Origin of the sequence: Cupriavidus sp. Agwp_2 (assembly GCF_040784895.1) — a bacterium.
In the GTDB taxonomy this organism is placed as follows: Bacteria; Pseudomonadota; Gammaproteobacteria; order Burkholderiales; family Burkholderiaceae; genus Cupriavidus.
This window is the reverse complement of sequence record NZ_CP088083.1, coordinates 2,718,669-2,741,344: the sequence shown is the minus strand read 5'-3', so window position 1 is coordinate 2,741,344 and position 22,676 is coordinate 2,718,669. Positions and strand designations below refer to the sequence as shown.

Sequence of the window (22,676 nt, the reverse complement as noted above, 5' to 3'; positions counted from 1 at the left end):
GGCGCGCCCCACGATGCCGCTCCCGCCAGCGCGGGAGCGACTCGGCGGCAATCAGACCGCCAGCAGTTCCACTTCAAACAGCAGCGTCGCGTTCGGCGGGATCACGCCGCCGGCGCCGCGCGCACCATAGCCGAGGTCGGCCGGAATCACCAGGCGACGCACGCCGCCGACCTTCATGCCCTGCACGCCTTCGTCCCAGCCGCGGATCACATGGCCGGCGCCCAGCGGGAACACGAACGGGTCGTTGCGGTCCTTGCTCGAATCGAACTTGCGGCCGGCCTGGCCGTTTTCGTACAGCCAGCCGGTGTAGTGCACGGTGACGTGCTTGCCGGCGGTGGCTTCGGTGCCGGAACCGACGGTGGTGTCTTCGTATTGCAGGCCAGAGGGCGTGGTTTGCATGGTGATTTCCTTCCGATGAGGACAGACGGGGTGAATCGGGAGCGCAGCGTGGGCGCTGCGCTCAGCCTTGGGCGCGCTGCAGCACGTCCAGTTGCAGTTGCACGTTGCGGTCGTCGTCGGCGACCCAGATGTCGCCATCCTGGATCGTCACCGACAGGCGCATCGCGCGCTGCGCCAGCGCCGCGAGCGCGTCGACCGCTTCCGTCGGGACATTGTAGACGGTGACGTTGCGCAGCTTGCCGGCCTTGCCCGCCATGCCTTTCCACCACTCGCGCGCGCTGGCGCCACTGTAGGTGTAGACGGTCACGCGCTCGGCGCGGGCGGCGGCGCGCTTCAGGCGCGCTTCGTCGGGCTGGCCCAGCTCGACCCAATGTTCGATGTCGCCGGTCAGGCGCTTGTCCCACAGGTCGGGCTCGTCAGGCTCGTCCAGACCGCGGGTAAAGGCCAGCGTCTCGGTGGCCTCGCAGGCAAAGGCGAGCAGGCGCACCATCATGCGCGCGTCGTTCTCGGACGGATGCTGGGCGATGGTGAGGGCGTGGCTGCCGTAGTAGGGCCGGTCCATGTCGGAGACGGCCAGTTCGGCTTTGAAGATGGTGGACTTGAGCGCCATGAGGTGAAGTGTGCGGCTGCGTCCGGCGCGGCGGCGCGGAGCGCGAAAGGCCGCATCATACGCGATTCGGCGGCGCCGCCGTACGCGCGAAGGCGGGGCAAGGCGGGCCAGCCGGCACTCGGCGCCGGCCGGGAGCTTAGCGCTTGCGGTATTCCTTCAGGTAGAAGCGCAGCAGTGCCGACAGCAGCAGCGTGCTCAGGAAGCCGGCTGCCACCACCAAGGCCTGGCCGGCGTCGGACTCGAGCTGGCCGGCCACACCGAGGCGGAACAGCCACGTTCCGACCATCATGGCCAGGAACGGCATCAGCAGGGCGCCGCGGCCATAGGTACGCACCGCCCACAGCGGGAAGCGGCGCAGGAAGTCGCCGGGGATGCTGCACAGCAGGCAGGCGCCAGCGGCGGCCAGGGCGGCCGCCACGATGTCGCCGGAATGGATCTCGAACATGGTCTCTGTCTCGCGTTGCCGCGCACGCGGCGGGCGTGGCAGGGATTTCGGCAAAGCGCTGATTCTACAAGAGAAATCCGTTCCGAAGGTGAACGCGTCGGGCTAGCGCGGGGCGCTGCTCGCCGGCGATGCCTCGACCGCCACATGGAGCGTCACGATGTCGCCCGCGTCGGGCAGGAAACGGGTCATGCCGAAGGCACTGCGCGGCACTTCGACGCGGAAGTCGCCGCCACACACCTGCCGCGCCACACCGAACAGCGAAACCTCGCCGCAGCGGAAACGCTCGGCCTGCAGCCGGACCGGGCGGGTGACGCCGTGCAGGCTCAGCTCGCCCTCTACCGCCACGAGCCGGCCGCCGTCGCTGATAAAGCGATCGGCGCGCAGCCGCGCCAGGGGAAACTGCGCGACATCGAAAAACTGTGCCGAGCGCAGCACCCCGTCGAGCGTGCGGTTGTTGGTGTCGACCGAGGCCAGGTCGACGGTCACGTCGACCGCGCCGGCGCCGCTGTCGGCGTCATACACGATGCGGCCGTCGATCTTGCCGAAGCGCCCGCGCACCGAACTGCGCTCGAAATGGCTGGCGGCGAAATAGACGGAGGTGTGGACCGGGTCGAGCACGTACTCGACCGGCGCGGCCCTGGCGCCGATGCTGCCTAGCAGCGCGATCGCAACAGCGGCCAGGAGAGGGGCGCGTGTTGCCATGGCTCAGTGCACGAACACCGGCAGCAGGAAGATCCCCACCACCGTCAGGTACCCGATGGTCCAGCACAGCGTGCGCAGCGTGGCCCGGTCGGTCAGGTAGCACACGGTGTAGAGGATGCGGGTGAGGATGAAGACCATCGACAGTTCGTCGATGCGCGCCTGCGGCGCCTGAAGATAGCTGGCGGTGAGCACCGCCGCGGCAAAGAACGGAAAGGCCTCGAAGTGGTTGCGGTGCGCCATGTCGGCGCGCCGCGCCCGGCCGGATTGCCGGTCGAGCCAGCCGCGCGGGTCATGGTTGTCGAAACCCGGTCCGCTGGCCTTGGCAATGGCTACCGTGGCGAGCGGCAGCACGCCGGCCAGCAAGACGCACCAGAACGCGATCGGCATGGTTCCCGTCCTCTCCGTTGCAGTGCCGGAGCGGCCGCGGCGGCTGCGGCAGCCACTGCGGCCGGTAGCGCGGTCAGGCGGCGACCACGCGGATCTCGATGCCCGTCAGGCCCACCACCTGCCCGGCACGAATCTTCGCAGTCTTGCGCGATTCAGGCGCGCCGTCCACCGAGACTTCGCCGGCGGCGACCAGCGCCTTGCCGGCGCCGCCGCTGTCGCACACGCCAGCCAGCTTGAGCAGGTCGTTGAGGGCGATGAACTCGCCCTCGAGCGGGAAGGTGATGGTTTGTACCGAACTTGCCTTGCCCATCACTTGCCCCAGCTGTCCTTCAACCCGACGATGCGGTTGAAGACCGGCTTGCCTGGCTGCGAATCATTGCGGTCGGCCACGAAGTAGCCATGGCGCTCGAACTGGAAGCGGTCTTCCGGCTGTGCCTCGCGCAGGCCCGGCTCCAGGTAGGCGGTGATCACCTTCTTGGAATCCGGATTCAGTGCGTCCAGGAAGTTCTTGCCGCCCGCATCCGGGTTGGGGTCGTTGAACAGGCGGTCGTACAGGCGCACCTCGGCCTCGTAGCCGTGCGCCGCGCTGACCCAGTGGATCACGCCCTTGACCTTGACGCTGTCTGCGCCCGGGGTGCCGCTCTTGGTGTCGGGCAGGTAGCTGGCATGCACGGCGATGACCTTGCCGTCGGCGTCCTTGTCCACGCCGGTGCACTCGACCACGTAGCCGTACTTCAGGCGCACCTTGTTGCCCGGGAACAGGCGGAAATAGCCCTTTGGCGGGGTCTCGTTGAAGTCCTCGCGCTCGATCCACAGTTCGCGCGACAGCGGGAACACACGCTTGCCCAGTTCCGGTTTCTTCGGATGGACCGGCGCCGAGCATTCCTCGCTCTGGCCTTCGGGGTAGTTGTCGATGATCAGCTTGAGCGGGTCCAGCACGGCCACGCCACGGGCGGCCCGGCCGTCCAGGTCGTCGCGCACCGAGCCTTCGAGCGTGCTCATGTCGATCCAGCTGTCGGCCTTGGCCACGCCGACGCGGTCGCAGAACAGCTGGATCGATTCCGGCGTATAGCCGCGGCGGCGCACGCCGACCAGCGTGGGCATGCGCGGATCGTCCCAGCCGTCGACGCGGTTCTCGTCGACCAGTTGCTTGAGCCTGCGCTTGCTGGTGATGGCGTAGGTCAGGTTCAGGCGCGCGAACTCATACTGGTGCGGCAGCGGGTCGCCGAACACGCCGGCGTCGCGCAGGTGCTCCAGCACCCAGTCGTACAGCGGGCGGTTGTTCTCGAACTCCAGCGTGCACAGCGAGTGCGAGATATTCTCCAGCGCGTCCGAGATGCAATGGGTGAAGTCGTACATCGGATAGATGCACCACTTGTCGCCCGTGCGGTGGTGATGGGCGTGGCGAATGCGGTAGAGCACCGGGTCGCGCATCACGATGTTGGGCGCGGTCATGTCGATCTTCGCGCGCAGCACGTGCTCGCCGTCGCCGTACTTGCCGGCGCGCATGTCGCGGAACAGCTGCAGGTTTTCTTCGACGGTCCGGTCGCGGTAGGGCGACGGCTTGCCCGGCTCGGAGAAATTGCCGCGGCTGGCGGCGATCTGCTCGGCCGACTGGCTGTCGATATAGGCGGCGCCGCGCTCGATCAGGGTCTCGGCAAAGGCGTAGAGCTGGTCGAAGTAGTCGCTGGCGTAGTACAGGTGCGGCTGCTTCTGGCCGTCCTTGCCCTCGCTGTCCCAGGAGAAACCGAGCCAGTGCACGGCGTCGATGATCGAATCGACGTATTCGGTGTCTTCCTTGACCGGGTTGGTGTCGTCGAAGCGCAGGTGGCAGCGGCCGCCGTAGTCGCGCGCCAGCCCGAAGTTCAGGCAGATGCTCTTGGCATGGCCGATATGCAGGTAGCCATTGGGCTCCGGCGGGAAGCGGGTGATGACGGTCGGCAGCGGCTCGCCCTGCTTGTCCTGGCGGCCGGCATAGGTGCCGGCGGCGAGGTCCTGGTCGATGATGCTCCGCAGGAAGTTGGAGGCGGCTGGGGTGCTGTCGGTAGGCTTGTTGTCGTGGCTCATGGTGGCGCCGGTTGGCCGGCCGGATATCGATCGACGTAGGGATCGATACTTGGCCGGTCGGATCGTCAGATTGCGTGGCGGAATGCCAATACCGGGATTTTACCGTGCCGGCGGCGCCGCACGCCGTGAGCATCGGCTCATTTGTGGTCTTGTCCGTCGCCAGTCCCGATTGACCGCGCCGAAAGTGACGCGTCGGAGTAGCATGGAGACCCGTGCCGGCCGCGGCCGGCTGTCGTCCATCGCAGCAGGAACGCCCATGAACGCCCACCCCGATGCGGCACAAGTGCCGCCCATGCCCCTCGATGTTGTCGGCGCGCTGTGGCGCGATGCCGGGCTGCCGGCCGAGGCGCTGGCCCATCTGCGCCTGGACGGCGCCGAGCCGGTGCTGCCTTCAGGCTTTGCCGTGGGCACCGCGGCGCAGGCCAGCCTGGCCGCTTCGGCGCTCGCCGCGGCGGCGCTGTGGCAGGGACGCACCGGCCGCTGGCAGGAAGTCAGCGTCGACATGCGCCATGCCATCACCGAGTTCCGCAGCGAGCGCTACCTGCGCGTCGACGGCGGCCCCGCGCCCGAGTTGTGGGACAAGATCGCCGGCATCTACCGCTGCGGCGACGGCCGCTGGGTCCGGCTGCACACCAACTTCCCGCATCACCGCGACGGCGTGCTGCGGCTGCTGGGCTGCGCCTATGAAAAGGCCGCGGTGCAGGCGGCGCTGGAAAAGTGGGAAGCCGAAACTTTCGAAACCGCCGCCTCCGACGCCGGCCTGGTGGTCGCCGCGCTGCGCAGCTTCGACGAATGGGACCAGCACCCGCAGGCCGCGGCGTTGCGCGGCCTGCCGCCGGTGACGCTGGAGCGCATCGGCGAGGCGCCGCCGATGCCCTTGCCGCCGGCGGCGTCCGCCGACGCGCAGCCGCTGTCGGGCGTGCGCGTGCTCGACTTCACCCGCATCATCGCCGGCCCGGTGGCGGGGCGCACGCTGGCCGCGCATGGCGCAGACGTGTTGCTGGTGACCGCCGCGCACCTGCCGTCGATCGCGCCGCTGGTGATCGACACCGGCCGCGGCAAGCGCAGTTGCCAGCTCGACCTGCGTGATCCCGACGACAAGCGCACGCTGCACAAGCTGCTGCACGGCGCCGACGTGATGGTGCAGGGCTACCGCCCCGGTGGCCTGGCGGAACTGGGCGTCGGCCCCGAGGCAGCGGCGCGGGCGCGGCCGGGCATCGTCTATGTGTCGCTGAGCGCGTATGGCCACGTCGGGCCGTGGGCGCACAAGCGCGGCTTCGATTCGCTGGTGCAGACCGCCACCGGCTTCAACCATGCGGAGGCCGGGGCGGCCGGCAGCGACACGCCGCGGCCGCTGCCGGCGCAAGTGCTTGACCACGCCGCGGGCTACCTGCTGGCATTCGGCGCGATGGCCGCGCTGCAGCGGCGCGCGGTGGAAGGCGGCAGCTGGCACGTGCGCGTGTCGCTGGCGCAGGTGGGACAGTGGCTGCGCGGGCAGGGGCGGGTGCCGGAGGGGCTGAAGGCGCCCGAGCAGAAGATCGACGATGTCGCCGACCTGCTTGAAGCGGTGCCATCCGGCTTTGGCATGCTGACCGTGGTGCGCCACGCCGCGCAGCTGTCCGAGACGCCGGCGCGCTGGACGCTGCCGTCCGAGCCGCTCGGCACGCATGCGCCGGTGTGGCTGCCGCGCTAGCAGCTAGTAGAGCGTGTTGCGCTGCCGCTCGGGCAGGTCGCGGTCATAGGCGGCGCCGTCGATGGCGTTCTGGCTCAGCGTGGCCAGGATCTCGCCATTGCTCGGCAGCGTCTGCCGCGCGACCTGCGCATCCGTGGCCCACAGGCGCGAGCGGATCAGCGCGCGGGCGCACTGGAAGAATATCGACTGCACCGTGATCACCAGCACCGTGGTCGGCGCCTTGCCGTCAACCACGCAGCGCGCGATCAGCGCCGGGTCGACGCTGATCTGCGCGGTGCCGTTGACGCGGATGGTCTCGTTGACGCCGGGGATCACGAACAGCAGGCCCACGCGCGGATCGGCCACGATATTGCGCAGGCTGTCGATGCGGTTGTTGCCGCGCCGGTCGGGCAGCAGCAGCGTGCGTTCGTCCAGCACCTGCACGAAGCCGGGCGTGTCGCCGCGCGGCGAGCATTCGGCCCAGCCGTCGGCGACCGTCGACAGCAGGCACAACGGTGCGGCCTCGATAAAGGCGCGGTAGTGTGGGTGCAGGTAGTCGACTTCCTTTGACAGCGACGGCGCCGCGGGCTGGGCGTAGAGCGCTTCCAGTTCGGCCAGGGAGGTGATGGCGTGCGAGGTCATGGCGGATCGGGGCGGTTGGCGGGCAAGCCCACAATGTAGCGCAGCCGGCGGGGCGGCATCGTGACGCTCTGTGCGCTCAGAGTGTCACGGTGCCGCGGCCGATCTCGAGCACGCGCCCGCCCACGCGGATGTCGCCGCCGGTGTCGACCGACAAGCGCAGCTGGCACGGGCGGCCGACGGCCTCGCCCTGGTCGATGGCGTATTCGGCCGGCAGCGCGCGGCTGGTGGCCAGCAACCAGCCTCCGAGATTGGCGCAGGCCGAGCCCGTGCCGGGGTCCTCGGCGACGCCGCCGCCCTGCTTGGTGAAGAAGTAGCGCGACAGCACGCGGCCAGGCTGCTCGGGATCGAAGGCGAACACGTAGGCGGTCTTGCGGCCCAGGCTGCTCTGCGGCCAGATGTCGAGGCGCGCGCTGTCGGGGTTGGCGCGGCGCACGGCATCGGTGCTGCGCACGGCCACCAGCAGCTGGTCGGCGCCGGTGTCGACCCACATCGGCGAAACCAGCAGGTCGCTTTCCTGCAGGCCGAGCAGGCTTGCCATCTCGGCATCGGGCAGGCTGGCCGGGGCGGTCTTCGGCATGCCGCTGTGGGGCGCGGTGAAGGTCCAGACATCGCCCTGCGCCGTCACCGGGACCACGCCGGCGAGAAATTCCAGCGTCAGCGTGTCGCTGGTGCCAGCCAGTTCGCGCACCACGTGCGCGGTGCCCAGCGTGGGGTGGCCGGCAAAACGCATCTCATAGCCGGGCGTGAAGATGCGCACGCGCGCGCTGGCGTTGTCCGACGGCAGGACAAAGGTGGTTTCCGACAGGTTGAACTGCAGCGCCAGCGCCTGCATGGTGGCCTCGTCCATGCCGCGCGCGTCTTCGAACACGCACAGGGGATTGCCGCCGAAGGTGGATTCGGCGAAGACGTTGAGCAGGCGGAAGGCGTAGGTGGGCATGGTGCAGGCTCCGGAGGCTTGTCGGGGAACCAGTGTACGGAGCCGTGGCGCCCGCGCCATGCACAGTTGCTGCGATCGCGAGCGGGCCAGTTGCGGGATGGGGGGGCGGAAAGCAAGAACGCCCCGTTCGGGGCGTTTTGCATGGCTTTGGCAGTTCAGGCCGGCGTGGCTCAGAAGCCTACCGCCTGCCCGTCGCGCCTGCTGTCGCTGGCCGCCACGTACCCTTGCTCCGGATCGTCCGACAGGCGCCAGATGAACTGTCCCGAACCAAAGTCCATGTACGGGTCTTCCACCGACTTCAACTGGTGCCCGCGTGCCTTCAGCCCTTCGACCGTGGCCGGGTCCATGGTGCCCTCCACGTCCAGCGTGAAATCGCGGTTGACCTTCCAGCGCGGCGCGCAGCACGCGGCCTGCGGCTGCTGGTTGTAGTCCAGCATGCGCACCACCGTCTGCAGATGGCCCTGCGGCTGCATGTCGCCGCCCATCACGCCGAAGCTCATCACCGGGTGGCCACCCTTGGTCAGGAAGGCCGGGATGATGGTGTGGAACGGGCGCTTGCCGCCGGCCACCGCGTTGGCGGACTTGGGATCCATCGAGAAGCCCACCCCGCGGTTCTGCAGGCTGATGCCGGTGCCCGGCACCACCACGCCCGAGCCGAAGCCCATGTAGTTCGACTGGATGAACGAGACCATCATGCCGTTCTCGTCGGCGGCGGTCAGGTAGATGGTGCCGCCCACCTTGGGCATGCCGAAGTTGAAATGCGTGGCGCGCTGCATGTCGATCAGCTTGGCGCGCGACTTGAGGTAGGCGTCGTCCAGCATCTGCTCGGGCGTGACCTCCATGCTGCGGGGATCGGCCACGTAGCGGTACAGGTCGGCGAAGGCCAGCTTCATTGCTTCGATCTGCAGGTGCTGCGAATCGACCGAGTCCACCGGGATCGAGGCCATGTCGAACTGGCCGAGGATGCCCAGCGCCACCAGCGCGGCAATGCCCTGGCCATTGGGCGGGATCTCGTGCAGCTCGTAGCCGCGGTAGGCCTGGCTGATCGGCTTGACCCAGTCGGGACGGTAGTTGCGCAGGTCGTCCAGCGTCATCGCGCCGCCGCACTGCTTGCTGAAGGCGGCGATCTTCTCGGCGATCTCGCCTTCGTAGTAGGCGCGGCCCTGGGTCTCGCCGATCTTGCGCAGCGTCTCGGCGGCGGCCTTCATGGTGAACTTCTCGCCGACCAGCGGCGCGCGGCCGTTGGGCATGAAGGTCTCGGCATAGCCGGGTTGGTCCTTCAGCTCGGGCACCGCGGCGGCCCACTTGTGCGCCACCACCGGCGGCACGGCGTAGCCGCGCTCGGCGATCTCGATCGCCGGCTCCATCAGGTCGGCGAAGGGCAGCTTGCCGAAGCGCTCGTGCATTGCCGCCCAGCCGGCGATCACGCCGGGCACCGTGACCGAGTCCCAGCCCCGGATCGGGCGGTTGGCCAGGCCGTTGGCATCGGTGCCGTACTTGTTCTTGAAATACTCCGGGTTCCAGGCGGCCGGGGCCACGCCGGAGGAGTTCAGCCCATGCAGTTCCTTGCCGTCCCACAGGATGGCGAAGGCATCGCTGCCCAGGCCGCACGATACCGGCTCGACGATGGTGATCGCGGCCGCCGCGGCGATGGCCGCGTCGACGGCGTTGCCGCCCTTGAGCAGCATGCGCAGGCCGGCCTGCGCGGCCAGCGGGTGCGAGGTGGACACCACGTTGCGCGCAAACAGCGGGATGCGCACGGAGGGGTAGGGGTTGGTCCAGTTGAAGTTCTGCATGGCTTTGTCTGTCGTTTCAGGAGGCGGCCGGCCGGTTGTCGGCGCCGGCCGCGTTGGCACTCGCCGCGCCGTTATTCTGCCGTGATCTTGCGATCCTTGATCAGCTTGCCCCAGCGGGCGCTGTCCTTCTTCACCATGGCGGCGAACTGCGCCGGCGTGCCGCCGACCGGCTCGGCGCCCAGCTTGCCCAGGCGTTCCTTGACTTCCGGCGACTGGATTGCCTTGTTGAATTCGGCATTCAGCCGGTTGACGATGTCCGCCGGCATGCCCTTGGGTCCGTAGATGCCGAACCAGGTATCGGACTCAAAGCCGGGCAGCCCCGACTCGCTGGCCGTCGGGATCTCCGGTGCCAGTGGCGAGCGCTTCGCGCTGGTCACTGCCAGCGCCTTGAGCTTGCCGTCCTTCACGTGCGGCAGGCCTGAGACGATGCTGTCGAACAGCACCTGCACCTTGCCCGAAATCAGGTCTGGCACGGCCAGCGCTGTGCCGCGGTACGGGATATGGGTGATGAACACGCCGGCCTGCGCCTTGAAGGCCTCGGCGGTCAGGTGCACCACGGTGCCATTGCCGCTGGAGGCGTAGTTGAGCTCGCCGGGGTGCTTCTTGGCGTAGTCGACCAGCTCGCGCACGTTCTTCGCCGGCAGGCTGTTCGGCACCACCAGCACATTGGTGGCGATCGCCACCTGGCCGACCGGGGTGAAGTCGGTGTCGGTGTTGTACGGCAGGCGGGTGTTGATGTACGGGCCGATCGAGTGCGTGCTGGTGGTCGCGATCAGCAGCGTGTAGCCGTCCGGCGCGGCCTTGGCCGCCATGTCCGAACCGATCGCGCCGCCGGCGCCCGGGCGGTTGTCGACCACGATCTGCTGGCCCATGTTGGCGCCCACTTTCTGCGCAATGGCGCGGGCCAGCAAATCGGTCGCGCCGCTGGCCGGGAACGGCACGATCAGGCGGATCGGCTTGCTGGGAAAGTTGTCGGCCAGTGCGGGCGTGGCGGCCAGGCACATGCCGCAGGCAGCGGCGATGCCGGCGAGGCGCAGCCAGGATTTCATGCTTGTCTCCGGAGTCAGGCGAAAGGCGGGCAAGGATTGATGAGCCGGCTTAATTATTCCGTGGCGCCGTTCACAAAGAAAGCTAATATTTCTTGCCGATGTCACAAGAAAATCTTAAGTATCGGCGAACCCTCGCAACCCTTCTGCACTTGCACCGATGAGCACTATCCGATTCATCCGTACCTTCGTCACCGTGGCCGAACAAGGCTCCTTCGCCGCGGCCGCCGGCCAGGTGGCACTGACCCAGGCCGCCGTCAGCCTGCAGATGCGCGCGCTGGAAACCGAGTTGCGGCGCGAATTGTTCGACCGCAACGGCCGCGTCGCGGTGCTCAATGCCGATGGCCGCGCGCTGTTGCCGCAGGCCCGGCGCCTGCTCGCGCTGTACGACGAGATGCGCCTGCCGCTGGCCTCGGACCAGGCCATGGCCGGTGCCGTGGCCGTGGGCGCGGTGGTGTCGGTGATGGGCGGCCTGTCGCACGCGGTGGCGCGCATGAAGCGCACCTACCCCGCGCTCGATGTGCGCCTGGTCGGCGCCAAGTCGATCGAACTGGCGGCACAGGTCGAGGCCGGCGAGCTCGACGCGGCGATCCTGGTCGAAGGCGCCACGCGCGTGCCCGGCACGCTGCGCTGGACGCCGTTGTACCAGGAGCCGCTGGTGGCGATCGCGGCACGCGGCAGCCCCGGCCATGATGCGCGCGAGGCGCTGGCCCAGAACCCCTACCTGCGCTTCGACCGCAGCCAGCGCACCGGCGTGCTGGTCGAGCGCGCGCTGCGCCGCGCGCACCTGAAGGTCAACGAGTTCCTGGAACTGAACGCCATCGAGGCGCTGGTCGAGCTGGTGCGCCAGGAAGTCGGTGTGACCGTGGTGCCGCTGCTGCGGCGCGCGCGCTGGCACGACGACGAGGCGCTGCGGATCCTGCCACTGCTGGTCCACGGCGAGCCGGTCATGCGCCACATCGGCATGCTGGAGCGGCGCGACCACGGGCGCGGCCAGGTAACGGCAGCGGTGCGAGCGGCGTGCAGCGAGCTGTTTGGCGCCTGAAGGAGGTCGTCCTGGAGCTATAAGCGCGATCTATCGGCCAGATAGACAGAATCGCATTCTCCTCAGGCCTTGCTGTGCATATATTTTGGTTGCGGACACCGCCGCGGAACTCAGACAAGCGCGGCTTCGCCCTGGGCGCGCCCGGATCGTCATGCCGTTGCGCGCCCGCATGCGTCCGCGCACCGGCGGTATCCAGCCGTGTTGCGATGCAGAAAGATCCGGCGCAAGTGCCGGAGCGGGATCGTCGAAGTCAGACAAGAAACGAGCAATCGAGCAGACGAGCAAACGAGCGAACGCTGGCGATAACGCTGCATGCGTGTTCGGTACGTCCCCACAAGGAGAGAACGTATGTCTAACGAAGCAAAGTGTCCCTTCACGCATACCGCCGGCGGCGGTACGACCAATCGCGAGTGGTGGCCGAGGCAGTTGCGGCTGGACCTGCTCTCCCAGCATTCGGGCAAGTCCAACCCGCTGGGCACGGACTTCAATTACCGTAAAGCGTTCAAGGACCTGGACCTGGCCGCGGTGAAGAAGGATTTGGCGGCGCTGATGACCGACTCGCAGGACTGGTGGCCGGCGGACTTCGGCCACTATGGCCCGCTGTTCATCCGCATGGCCTGGCACGCCGCCGGCACCTATCGCATCGGCGACGGCCGCGGCGGCGCAGGGCGCGGCCAGCAGCGTTTCGCGCCGCTCAACAGCTGGCCGGACAACGTCAGCCTGGACAAGGCGCGCCGCCTGCTATGGCCGATCAAGCAGAAGTACGGCCAGAACATCTCGTGGGCCGACCTGCTGGTGCTGACCGGCAACGTCGCGCTGGAGACCATGGGCTTCAAGACCTTCGGCTTCGGTGGTGGCCGCGAAGACACCTGGGAACCTGACGGCGATGTGTACTGGGGCGATGAAAAGACCTGGCTCGGCGGTGACGTGCGCTATGGCAAGGGTGCCGCGGGCAAGTACGACGACGCCGGCGTGCTGGTTGCCGACGAGGACATGCATGGCGCCGAAGCCAGCCGCACCGACCACGGCCGCCACCTTGAAAACCCGCTGGCCGCCGTGCAGATGGGCCTGATCTACGTGAATCCGGAAGGCCCGGAGGGCAACCCGGACCCGCTTGCCGCGGCGCACGATATCCGCGAGACCTTCGCGCGCATGGCCATGAACGACGAAGAAACCGTCGCGCTGATCGCCGGCGGGCATGCCTTCGGCAAGACCCACGGTGCCGGACCGGCGGACAACGTCGGGGCCGAACCTGAAGGCGCGGATCTCGAATTGCAGGGCCTGGGCTGGTCGAGCAGCTTCGGCACCGGCAGGGGCGCCGATACCATCACCAGCGGGCTGGAGGTGACCTGGAGCAAGACGCCAACGAAATGGGGCAACAGCTACCTGGAAAACCTGTTCGGCCATGACTGGGAACCGACCAAGAGTCCCGCCGGCGCCAACCAGTGGGTGGCCAAGGATGGTGGCGAAACCATCCCGCATGCGTTCGATCCGTCGAAGAAGCTGCGGCCGACGATGCTGACCACGGACCTGTCGCTGCGTTTCGACCCCGAGTACGAGAAGATCTCGCGGCGCTTCCTGGAACATCCCGACCAGCTTACCGATGCCTTTGCCCGCGCCTGGTTCAAGCTGACCCACCGCGACATGGGCCCGCGCGCGCGCTACCTGGGCCCGGAAGTCCCGAAGGAAGACCTGCTCTGGCAGGACCCGGTGCCGGAGGCCGACCATCCGCTGGTCGGCGACCAGGATGTCGCCGCGCTGAAGCAGAAGGTGCTGGCTTCGGGCCTGCCGCTATCGCAGCTGGTGCAGACCGCCTGGGCGTCGGCATCGAGCTTCCGCGGTTCGGACAAGCGGGGCGGCGCCAATGGCGCCCGCATCCGGCTGGCGCCGCAAAAGGACTGGGCCGCGAATGAGCCCGAACAACTGGGCAAGGTGCTCAAGGCGCTTGAAGGCATCCAGGCCGAGTTCAACGGCGCGCAGTCCGGCGGCAAGAAGATCTCGCTGGCGGACCTGATCGTGCTGGCCGGCGGCGCGGCCGTCGAGCAGGCGGCGCAGAAGGCGGGCCACAAGGTCACCGTGCCGTTCTCGCCGGGCCGCACGGATGCATCGCAGGAACAGACCGACGTCGAGGCGATGGCATCGCTGGAGCCGAAGGCGGACGGCTTCCGCAACTTCGTCAAGGCGAAGTACAGCATCCCGCCGGAGCACCTGCTGATCGACAAGGCGCAACTGCTGACACTGACCGTGCCCGAGATGACGGTACTGATCGGCGGCCTGCGCGTGCTGAACGTGCATACCGGCCCCGATGCGCATGGCGTCCTCACCGACCGGCCGGAAACGCTGACCAACGACTACTTCCGCAACCTGCTCGACATGGGTCTGGAATGGAAGCCGCAGTCAGACGCGCGCGAGCTGTTCGAAGGGCGCGACCGGAAGACCGGAGCGAAGAAGTGGACCGGCACGCGTGTCGACCTGGTGTTCGGTTCGCACTCGCAGTTGCGGGCGCTTTGCGAGGTCTATGCCAGCGAGGATGCGCAGGATAAATTCGTCAGGGACTTCGTCGCGGCCTGGACCAAGGTGATGAACCTGGACCGCTTCGACCTGCTGGATTGACGCCTGCTGCCTGAGCGGCAGCGCGGCCCCGTCACGGTGTCATGCCGTGGCGTGGGCCGCGCAAAAAAAAACGGCCGGCATGCGCCGGCCGCCATGGTTTGGCTTTGCCCTACATCATCCTGTGCGCGAAATGTCCGCGCTTTGCATCGACCATCAGCGACATGAACTCGTCGGTGCTCATGTGCACCAGTTCCTGGTGGTCGCCCGCTTCGAAATAGACATCGGCATGCGTCAACAGGCTGTCGTCCAGCCAGGTCTGCGTGCCATACGCCATGCCGACGGGCGGGATCGCGCCGTGATCGCAGTCCCTGAACACTTCGCGCACGCCATCCTCATGCGCCAGCGACAGGTTGCGTCCGGTCTGCTCGCGGATTTCCGACAGTTTCAGGTGGTGCGTGGAAGGGATCACCGCGGCGACGTAGCCGCTGTCGTCTTCCAGCAGGACGGTCTTGGCCAGCCGGTCTCCGGGAATGTGTGCAGCGTGTGCAGTGGCCATGCTGCTCAGGCTGTAGGGGTGCCGAACGGTGTCGAACTGGCTGTGCTTGTTGCTCAGGCATTTCGCCAGCGTATTAGCCATGGTCATGATGTCAACCTCCGACGCGCTCATCGCGACAGTTGTCCGAGTGCTAATACTATAGGTCGCGGCGGGCCCGCCGGAGGCGGGTCGTTGCGTCAATTCCGGCAACAAAAAAAGGGCACCTTGCGGTGCCCCCAGTGTTGCATTGCGGGCCGGCCCGCAGGCCGGCGGCAAGTCCTGCTTATTCTTCCTGGAACGCTTCTTCGCGCTTGGCCTTGATCGACGGCAGCGCCACGATCACCACCAGCACCGCAGCGGCGATCAGCAGGCCCATCGACAGCGGGCGCGTCACGAACACGCTGAAGTCACCACGCGACAGCAGCAGCGAGCGGCGGAAGTTTTCTTCCATCATCGGTCCCAGCACGAAGCCGAGCAGCAGCGGAGCGGGTTCGCAGCGCAGCTTGATGAACAGGTAGCCGATCACGCCGAAGGCGGCGGTCTGGAACACGTCGAAGGTGGTGTTCTGGACCGAGTACACGCCGATGCAGCAGAAGGTCAGGATGGCCGGGTACAGGTAGCGGTAAGGCACCTTCAGCAGCTTCACCCAGATGCCGATCAGCGGCAGGTTCAGCACGATCAGCATCAGGTTGCCGATCCACATCGAGGCGATCAGGCCCCAGAACAGCGCCGGGTTGCTGGTCATCACCTGCGGGCCGGGCTGGATGTTGTGGATGGTCATCGCACCCACCATCAGCGCCATCACCGCGTTGGGCGGAATGCCCAGCGTCAGCAGGGGGATGAACGAGGTCTGCGAAGCCGCGTTGTTGGCCGATTCCGGACCCGCCACGCCTTCGATCGCGCCCTTGCCGAATTCCTGCGGGTACTTGGAGGTCTTCTTCTCCAGCGAGTACGCGGCGAACGAAGCCAGCGAAGCGCCGCCGCCCGGCAGGATGCCCAGCGCCGAGCCCAGTGCCGTGCCACGGAGCACAGCCGGGATCATGCGCTTGAAGTCTTCCTTGGTCGGGAACAGGTTGGTGATGTGGTCGGTGAAGGTCTCGCGCTGCTCCTTCTGCTCCAGGTTGGCGATGATTTCAGCAAAGCCGAAGATACCCATTGCCACCGAGACGAAGTTCAGGCCGTCGGTCAGTTCCGGCACGTCGAACGAGAAGCGCGCGGCGCCCGAGTTCACGTCGGTACCCACCAGGCCCAGCAGCAGGCCCAGCACGATCATGGCGATCGCCTTGACCAGCGAACCCGAGGCCAGCACCACGGCCCCGATCAGGCCCAGCACCATCAGCGAGAAGTACTCGGCCGGGCCGAACTTGAAGGCCAGTTCCGACAGCGGCGCGGCAAAGGCGGCCAGGATCATGGTGGCCACGCAGCCAGCGAAGAACGAGCCCAGGCCCGCTGTCGCTAGCGCCACCCCCGCTCGCCCTCGTCTTGCCATCTGGTAGCCATCGATGGTTGTCACCACCGACGACGATTCACCCGGCAGGTTCACCAGAATGGCGGTGGTCGAACCGCCGTACTGGGCGCCGTAGTAGATGCCGGCCAGCATGATCAGCGCGGCCACCGGCGGCAGCGTGTAGGTCACCGGCAGCAGCATGGCGATGGTCGCCAGCGGCCCCAGGCCCGGCAGCACGCCGATCAGGGTACCCAGCACGCAGCCCAGGAAGGCGTAGGCCAGGTTCTGGAAGGTCAGGGCGGTGGAGAAGCCCAGGCCCAGGTTAGTGAGTAGTTCCATGTTGGCGGGCTCCTTAGCTTGCCAGGAAAGCCGGCCACACCGGCATCTGCAGGTTGATCCCGTACACGAACGCGCCCAGGCTGATCAGCACCAGGATGATGGCGTTCAGGATGGCACCCTTCCAGCTGAACTCGTGGCTGGCCATTGACGACACCAGTACCAGCACCAGCACCGACAGCACCATGCCCAGCGGCTTGAGCAGCAGGCCGAACAGCACCACCGAGCCGAGGATCCACAGCAGCGTCTTGATATCCCAGCGGGCCAGCTGATCCTCTTCCATCTTGGAAGACAGCGAGCCTGCCAGCACCAGCACGCCCAGCAGGGCGAGCACGATGCCGAGCCAGAACGGGAAGTATCCCGGTCCCATTTTTGCGGCGGTTCCCATGGAATAGCCGCGGGCGACCCAGGAAAAGCCGAATCCGACCAGGATGAACATCAGGCCGGAGGCAAAGTCCTTTTGGCTACGTATGCGCAAAGTGAATCTCCTCGTTAAGACGCTTGAAATCTGCGGTTGACCCTTTGTTGCATCGCATCAATGCGGTCTGCAGCGAAGGGCCCTCCTGCGGGGCAGGGTGGAAGTTAAGGGGGCGACCTTTCAGCTACCTTTCAGATGTCTGCAAACAGGGTCATGGTTCGGGTATCCCCTAGTGAGATGGCGCTTAAAAGGGCACTGGCGCATTCCGCAAATCCAGTCTGGAGGCGGGCTGGCGGGCGAGGCGGCAGGCGTGCTGCGCTATCATCCGGTGCAGTTCGCGCATCCTGAAGCGGCCTCTCGCGGGGTCGCCGGCCTGAAAGCCCTGTAAGGTTTGAAAGGTTGCGGCAAGGAACCTCAACGTGACGCAAGGAGCAGCTTGGAGAGCATCGACCACGTCATCCTGATCGGCGGCATCGTGATGTCGCTAGGCATCGTGCTGGGGGCGTTCTCGGCACGCTTCGGCGTGCCGTTCCTGCTCGTGTTCCTGGCCGTCGGCATGCTGGCCGGCGTGGACGGCCCCGGCGGCATCCGCTTCAACGACACCTGGCTCAGTTTCCTGGTCGGCAACCTGGCGCTGGCGGTAATCCTGCTCGACGGCGGCCTGCGTACGCGCTTTGCGACCTTCCGGGTCGCGCTCAAGCCGTCGCTGTCGCTGGCGACCGTGGGCGTGCTGGCCACGGCCGCGCTGGTGGGCGTGTTTGCGTCATGGCTGCTCGGTATCGACTGGCGGCTCGGGCTGCTGCTTGGCGCCATCGTCGGCTCGACCGATGCGGCCGCGGTCTTCTCGATGCTGCACAGCAGCGGCATCCGGCTCAAGGACCGGGTCGCCAGCGTGCTGGAAATCGAGTCCGGCATCAACGATCCGATGGCGATCTTCCTGACGCTGACGCTGATCGAATGGCTGACCGCCCCCGGCGGGCTGACGCCGCTGGGGCTGGCGACGCGGCTGCTGGTGCAGTTCGGGGTGGGCGGCGCGCTCGGGCTGGGGCTGGGATACTGCCTGGCCCTGGTGCTGGAGCGCATCCACGTGGCCGAAGGGCTGCAGGCGATCCTGCTGTGCGCCGGCGGGGCGATGGTGTTCGCGCTGGTGCAGACCGCCGGCGGCAGCGGCTTTCTTGCGGTGTACCTGACCGGCATGCTGATCGGCAACCGCGAGCGCGCGGTCACCGCCGACACCATGCGCGCGATGGACGGCATGGCGTGGCTGGCGCAGTCGGCGATGTTCCTGCTGCTGGGCCTGCTGGTAGCGCCGCACCGGATCTGGGAAGTGGCCGGACCCGCGGTGGCGGTCGCCGCCTTCCTGATGCTGGTGGCGCGGCCGGTGGCAGTATGGATCGCGCTGCTGCCGTTCCGCTTCAATTCGCGCGAAAAGGGCTTTATCGCGTGGATGGGCCTGCGCGGCGCCGTGCCGATCGTGCTGGCGCTGTTCCCGCTGCTGCGCGAGGTGCCCGAGGCAGGCCTGCTGTTCCGCATTGCCTTTGCCGTGGTGCTGGCCAGCCTGCTGTTCCAGGGCACTACCGTATCGGTCGCGGCGCGGCTGGCGCGCGTGCGCCGGCCCGGTTATCCGGAACCGGTGGCGCGTTCGCGGCTGCGCGGCACGCTCGCGCCGATCCTGGAAGTCATGCAGTTCTGCGTGGGCCCGAATGCACCCGTGGAAAACGTACGCGCCGACCAGCTCGAGCTGCCGCCGCGCAGCCGCCTGCTGACCGTGGCGCGCGACGACGCGCTGGCCGACCCGGGCCAGACCGTCTTGCGCGCCGGCGACGCGGTCTGCGTGCTGGCGCCGACCACCACATTGCCGATGCTGTCGGCGCTGTTCCAGACCCCGGGCCGGGCGCCTACCTGGGAAGAGGTGTCGCACGATTTCCTGCTGTCAGGCGATGCGCCGCTGCGGGACGTGGCGGCGCTCTATGGCACGCGCGAGCTGACGCCCGAGGAAGCACCGCTCACGCTGGAAACGGCGATGCAGCGCGTGTTCACGTCGCCGCCGGTGGAAGGCGACAGCGTCGAGATCGCGGGGCTGCCGCTGACGGTAACGCGGATGGAGGGCGCGGAGATCGTGCAGGTGGGATTGCTGCTGCCGCGGCTGGAGGGGGATTCCGGCGGGAAACTGTGGGTGCGGCGGCGCAGGGGCGACGAGAGCCGCGATCGCGTGTAATTGTTCCGGTTTTCGCCCCTCTCCCGCCCGCGGGTGAGGGGCCGGGGAGAGGGGCCGGGGGAGAGGGCAGGAGGATCAAAGGCTGACGGCCGTGGGGTAACACCGTTGGCCTTGCTTGATGTGGTACCTGGCTAGTCCACCCCTCTCCCACCCCTCTCCCCACCCCTCTCCCCACCCCTCTCCCCATCCCTCTCCCCTGAGGACCCCTGAGGGGAGAGGGAGAACACCTTGCTTTGGCTAGCTCGCGCGGCTTGGGAGCACCCGAAAACCGTTGGGGCTGCGAGCGCCTGTCTTCAGTCGACCTTCGCCCCCGACACCTTCACGATCTGCGCGTACTTCTTCAGTTCCTTCTGGATCAACGCCGCGAACTGCTCCGGCGTGGTCGGCGCGGGCTGGGCGCCGATGCGGGCCAGGCGTGCCTTCATGTCATCCGTCTTCAGGATCGCCACGATCTCGTGGTTCAGCTTGTCCACGATCTCGCGCGGCGTATTGGCCGGCGCGAACACGCCGAACCACGTCGAGATATCGAAGCCTTCCAGCCCCAGCCCCTTGCCGGCCTCGGCAATCGTCGGCAGCTCGGGGAACGCCGCCGCGCGGCTGGCGGTGGTCACGGCGAAGGCCTTGAGCTTGCCCGCCTTGATATTGGCCGACGCCGAAGCCAGGTTGTCGAAGATCAGGTCGGTCTGGCCCGACAGCACCGACAACTGCGCGGGCGACGCGCCGTTGTACGGGATATGGACCATGCTGATCTTCGCCATGCTCTTGAACAGCTCGCCCGACAGGTGACCGGCGCTGCCGTTGCCGCCCGAGGCGTAATCCAGCCTGCCCGGGTTCTTGCGCGCATAGGCGACCAGGTCGCGCACATTGTTGATATGCAGTTCCGCGGCCTTGCCCGGGTGCATCACCAGCACGTTGGGCACGTCGGCGACCAGCGTGATCGGCGCGAAGTCCTTCACCGGGTCGTACGGCATCTTGCTGAACAGCGTCGGGTTGATGGCATGCGTGGCCACCGCGCCCATGACGATGGTGTAGCCGTCGGCCGGCTGCTTGGCGACGTAGTCCGCGCCCAGGTTGCCGCCGGCACCCGGCTTGTTTTCCACCACCACCGGCTGGCCGAGGCTGTCGCGCAGCTTCTCGCCGATGGCGCGCGCCACGGTGTCGAGCGGCCCGCCGGCCGGGTAGGGAACCACGAAGCGGACCGGCTTGGTGGGGTAGGCGTTGGTCGCCGCCACGGCGGCGGTGGCGGGCAGCAGCGCCGCGGTCAGCGCGGCGGCAAGCAGTTTCTTCAGCATGTCTGGACTACGGAAGGATTGAAATTCTCAAGCAACTCATCGGGCCCCGATGCCGCGCGCCATCATCACGGCGCACAGCGGCAGCAGGATCACCAGGTGCGATTCGATCATGACCCAGCGCCGCGCCGCCTTGATCTCGGACGGCGGCGGCACGTAATCGGGCAGCCGGCGCGCCTGCTTGCGCCAGCGCGAGATGGCAAAGGTCGGCGGCAGCGAGCACAGCGCGATCAGCACGAACAGGCCCACCTTTGCGTGGAACCACGGGTTGTGCAGGTAGAAATCAAGGCCCTTGGCGCCGTAGAACAGGCGCAGCAGGCCGGTGCCAAGCACCACCATCGCGGACAGGAAATAGAACAGGTCGTACAGCGACAGGCGCCGCACCGTGGCCGGGGTCAGGTCGGGGCGCAGCACCACGGCCTCGGCGGCCATCAGCGTGATCAGGACAAAGATCGCAAGGAAATGCAGGAAGGCCAGGATGGCATCGGTCAGCATGGGTTCTCCTTTGCTTTGCGCGGGCCCGCGCTGGCGCGCCGGCCCGTCGAAAGTGCTTCAGTGGGGACTGAACTTCCGGGAAAGCACCGGCGGCGCGCCTGGACCATCCGGCCGCCGCCGGCAGGAGGAGAATCTTACAGCACACCCTTTGCGCGCAGTGCCGCAATCTGCCCGGCGCTGTAGCCGAGCGCGTCGGCCAGCACCGTGTCCGTGTGCTCGCCCAGCAGCGGCGGGTGGCGCAGCGCCTGCGGCGGCGTCGCGCTCATCTTGATCGGGCTGCCGACCAGCTTGACCTCGCCGGCACTCGGGTGCGGCAGGTCCACGCGCAGGCCGCGCGCCTTGACCTGGTCGTCCTCGAACACGTCGTCGAGCGTGTTGATCGGGCCGCACGGCACGCCCGCGGCTTCCAGGTCGCGGATCCACTGGTCCCGGGTGCGCGGGCGCACCATCTCGGCCAGGATCGGCACCAGGATGTCGCGGTTGGCCACGCGCTGCGGGTTCCTGGCAAAGCGCGGGTCGTCGGCCAGCTCGGGCTTGCCGCCGTCGGTGACGAACTTGCGGAACTGCCCGTCATTGCCTACCGCCACGATCAGCCAGCCGTCTGCCGCCTGGAAGGTCTGGTAGGGAACGATGTTCGGATGCGCGTTGCCCCAGCGGCGCGGCGCCTCGCCGCTGGCCAGGTAATTGGTGTTCATGTTGGCCAGCATCGCCACTTGCACGTCGAGCAGCGCCATGTCGATGTACTGGCCCTCGCCGGTGCGGTCGCGGTGCGCCAGCGCCGCCAGCACGGCGATGGTGGCGTACTGGCCGGTCATCAGATCGGAAATCGCCACGCCGGCCTTTTGCGGGCCGCCGCCGGGCAGGTCGTCGCGTTCGCCGGTCAGGCTCATGAAGCCGCCCATGCCCTGGATGATGAAGTCATAGCCGGGGCGCGCGGCGTACGGGCCGGTCTGGCCGAATCCGGTGACCGAGCAGTAGATCAGGTCGGGCCTGACCTGCTTCAGGGAGTCGTAGTCCAGGCCATATTTCTTCAGCTGGCCGACCTTGTAGTTCTCCAGCACCACGTCGCTCTGCGCGGCCAGGTCGCGCACGATCTGCTGGCCTTCGGGCGTGCTGATGTCGCAGGTGACCGAGCGCTTGTTGCGGTTGGCGGCCAGGTAGTAGGCGGCCTCGGCGGTGTCCCGGCCGTCTTCGTCCTTGAGCCAGGGCGGGCCCCAGGTGCGGGTGTCGTCGCCGGCGCCGGGGCGCTCGATCTTGATCACATCGGCGCCGAAGTCGGCTAGGTTCTGGGCGCACCATGGCCCGGCGAGGACGCGGGTCAGGTCGAGGACGCGGAGATGGCTTAAAGCTCCCATGGCGATAGGCGAAGGCTGAGAAATGCTGGGGGAAGAATCGGAAATCCGGCTGTGGCGCTGCATCGCGTTGCGGCCGGCTGCGGGTTGCCTGCACTCTACCATCGGGGACCGGCAAGGCGAGGTTGCGGGTGATTCATGAGGCGCTTATTGGTGTTCGATTTGGGCGATAGCCGGCCGGCCCCGTGACGCCGCGCCCGGTGTGCCTTGCGGGCTGGCTTGCCCGTATAATCAACGGTTTGCAAATCCAACATCATTCGTCGCGCCCTGCCACGCAGCGGCAAG

21 protein-coding genes are annotated in these 22,676 nt (G+C 67.6%); 4 read left to right on the top strand and 17 right to left on the bottom strand.

Annotated elements, in window-relative coordinates:
* Positions 1-51 precede the first annotated feature (51 nt).
* From LPA45_RS12840 to LPA45_RS12810, 7 genes are all read right to left on the bottom strand, one after another.
* On the bottom strand, positions 52-399 hold the full coding sequence (locus LPA45_RS12840) for an FKBP-type peptidyl-prolyl cis-trans isomerase (protein WP_116320821.1): 348 nt from the start codon (positions 397-399) through the stop codon (positions 52-54).
* 61 nt (positions 400-460) lie between these two features.
* Complete coding sequence (locus tag LPA45_RS12835) at positions 461-1,009, bottom strand: YaeQ family protein (RefSeq protein ID WP_116320822.1); 549 nt, start codon at positions 1,007-1,009, stop codon at positions 461-463.
* A gap of 136 nt (positions 1,010-1,145) precedes the next feature.
* A complete protein-coding gene (locus LPA45_RS12830; RefSeq protein ID WP_116320823.1) occupies positions 1,146-1,454 on the bottom strand; it encodes a hypothetical protein in 309 nt (102 codons plus the stop codon).
* Positions 1,455-1,556: 102 nt separating this feature from the next.
* Positions 1,557-2,156 (bottom strand): YceI family protein, encoded by a 600-nt coding sequence (locus LPA45_RS12825; RefSeq protein WP_367394578.1) that lies wholly within the window; start codon positions 2,154-2,156, stop codon positions 1,557-1,559.
* Between the two features lie 3 nt (positions 2,157-2,159).
* A complete protein-coding gene (locus LPA45_RS12820) occupies positions 2,160-2,543 on the bottom strand; it encodes an MAPEG family protein (RefSeq protein WP_116320825.1) in 384 nt (127 codons plus the stop codon).
* Between the two features lie 73 nt (positions 2,544-2,616).
* Positions 2,617-2,853 (bottom strand): RNA-binding S4 domain-containing protein, encoded by a 237-nt coding sequence (locus LPA45_RS12815; RefSeq protein ID WP_116320826.1) that lies wholly within the window; start codon positions 2,851-2,853, stop codon positions 2,617-2,619.
* The gene (locus tag LPA45_RS12810) at positions 2,853-4,610 is read right to left on the bottom strand and encodes a glutamine--tRNA ligase/YqeY domain fusion protein (RefSeq protein WP_116320827.1); all 1,758 of its coding nucleotides are present in this window, start codon (positions 4,608-4,610) and stop codon (positions 2,853-2,855) included. The genes LPA45_RS12815 and LPA45_RS12810 overlap by 1 nt, the downstream gene beginning before the upstream one ends.
* A gap of 256 nt (positions 4,611-4,866) precedes the next feature.
* Between LPA45_RS12810 and LPA45_RS12805 the strand changes: the two genes are divergently transcribed.
* Positions 4,867-6,303: a CoA transferase gene (locus LPA45_RS12805; protein ID WP_317920117.1), complete on the top strand. Its 1,437-nt coding sequence runs from the start codon at positions 4,867-4,869 to the stop codon at positions 6,301-6,303.
* Between the two features lie 3 nt (positions 6,304-6,306).
* Here LPA45_RS12805 and LPA45_RS12800 read toward each other — a convergent pair whose 3' ends face one another.
* The 4 genes from LPA45_RS12800 to LPA45_RS12785 form a co-directional block, all read right to left on the bottom strand.
* A complete protein-coding gene (locus LPA45_RS12800; RefSeq protein ID WP_317920111.1) occupies positions 6,307-6,924 on the bottom strand; it encodes a pyridoxamine 5'-phosphate oxidase family protein in 618 nt (205 codons plus the stop codon).
* A 76-nt stretch (positions 6,925-7,000) separates the two neighbouring features.
* Positions 7,001-7,861, bottom strand: a complete 861-nt coding sequence (locus LPA45_RS12795; RefSeq protein ID WP_317920112.1) for a PhzF family phenazine biosynthesis protein — start codon at positions 7,859-7,861, stop codon at positions 7,001-7,003.
* A gap of 170 nt (positions 7,862-8,031) precedes the next feature.
* Complete coding sequence (ggt, locus tag LPA45_RS12790; protein ID WP_317920113.1) at positions 8,032-9,657, bottom strand: gamma-glutamyltransferase; 1,626 nt, start codon at positions 9,655-9,657, stop codon at positions 8,032-8,034.
* A gap of 71 nt (positions 9,658-9,728) precedes the next feature.
* Entirely contained in the window at positions 9,729-10,706 is a 978-nt protein-coding gene (locus LPA45_RS12785; protein WP_317920114.1) for a tripartite tricarboxylate transporter substrate binding protein, read from the bottom strand.
* Between the two features lie 157 nt (positions 10,707-10,863).
* Here LPA45_RS12785 and LPA45_RS12780 point away from each other — a divergent pair, with 157 nt between their 5' ends.
* Both LPA45_RS12780 and katG read left to right on the top strand, forming a co-directional pair.
* Positions 10,864-11,748: a LysR substrate-binding domain-containing protein gene (locus tag LPA45_RS12780; RefSeq protein ID WP_116320833.1), complete on the top strand. Its 885-nt coding sequence runs from the start codon at positions 10,864-10,866 to the stop codon at positions 11,746-11,748.
* A 348-nt stretch (positions 11,749-12,096) separates the two neighbouring features.
* Positions 12,097-14,361 (top strand): catalase/peroxidase HPI, encoded by a 2,265-nt coding sequence (gene katG / locus LPA45_RS12775; RefSeq protein WP_317920115.1) that lies wholly within the window; start codon positions 12,097-12,099, stop codon positions 14,359-14,361.
* Between the two features lie 109 nt (positions 14,362-14,470).
* Here katG and LPA45_RS12770 read toward each other — a convergent pair whose 3' ends face one another.
* From LPA45_RS12770 to LPA45_RS12760, 3 genes are all read right to left on the bottom strand, one after another.
* Positions 14,471-14,944 (bottom strand): aminoacyl-tRNA deacylase, encoded by a 474-nt coding sequence (locus LPA45_RS12770; protein ID WP_116320922.1) that lies wholly within the window; start codon positions 14,942-14,944, stop codon positions 14,471-14,473.
* Positions 14,945-15,119: 175 nt separating this feature from the next.
* Entirely contained in the window at positions 15,120-16,622 is a 1,503-nt protein-coding gene (locus LPA45_RS12765) for a tripartite tricarboxylate transporter permease (RefSeq protein ID WP_116320835.1), read from the bottom strand.
* A 13-nt stretch (positions 16,623-16,635) separates the two neighbouring features.
* The gene (locus LPA45_RS12760) at positions 16,636-17,097 is read right to left on the bottom strand and encodes a tripartite tricarboxylate transporter TctB family protein (protein WP_116320836.1); all 462 of its coding nucleotides are present in this window, start codon (positions 17,095-17,097) and stop codon (positions 16,636-16,638) included.
* Between the two features lie 376 nt (positions 17,098-17,473).
* Here LPA45_RS12760 and LPA45_RS12755 point away from each other — a divergent pair, with 376 nt between their 5' ends.
* Positions 17,474-19,255: a potassium/proton antiporter gene (locus LPA45_RS12755; protein ID WP_317920116.1), complete on the top strand. Its 1,782-nt coding sequence runs from the start codon at positions 17,474-17,476 to the stop codon at positions 19,253-19,255.
* Between the two features lie 293 nt (positions 19,256-19,548).
* Here LPA45_RS12755 and LPA45_RS12750 read toward each other — a convergent pair whose 3' ends face one another.
* The 3 genes from LPA45_RS12750 to LPA45_RS12740 all read right to left on the bottom strand — a co-directional run bounded on the left by LPA45_RS12750 (position 19,549) and on the right by LPA45_RS12740 (position 22,394).
* The gene (locus LPA45_RS12750; protein WP_317925459.1) at positions 19,549-20,547 is read right to left on the bottom strand and encodes a tripartite tricarboxylate transporter substrate binding protein; all 999 of its coding nucleotides are present in this window, start codon (positions 20,545-20,547) and stop codon (positions 19,549-19,551) included.
* A gap of 36 nt (positions 20,548-20,583) precedes the next feature.
* On the bottom strand, positions 20,584-21,039 hold the full coding sequence (locus tag LPA45_RS12745) for a DUF2214 family protein (RefSeq protein WP_116320839.1): 456 nt from the start codon (positions 21,037-21,039) through the stop codon (positions 20,584-20,586).
* 134 nt (positions 21,040-21,173) lie between these two features.
* Complete coding sequence (locus LPA45_RS12740; RefSeq protein ID WP_317925462.1) at positions 21,174-22,394, bottom strand: CaiB/BaiF CoA-transferase family protein; 1,221 nt, start codon at positions 22,392-22,394, stop codon at positions 21,174-21,176.
* Between the last annotated feature and the right edge of the window lie 282 nt (positions 22,395-22,676).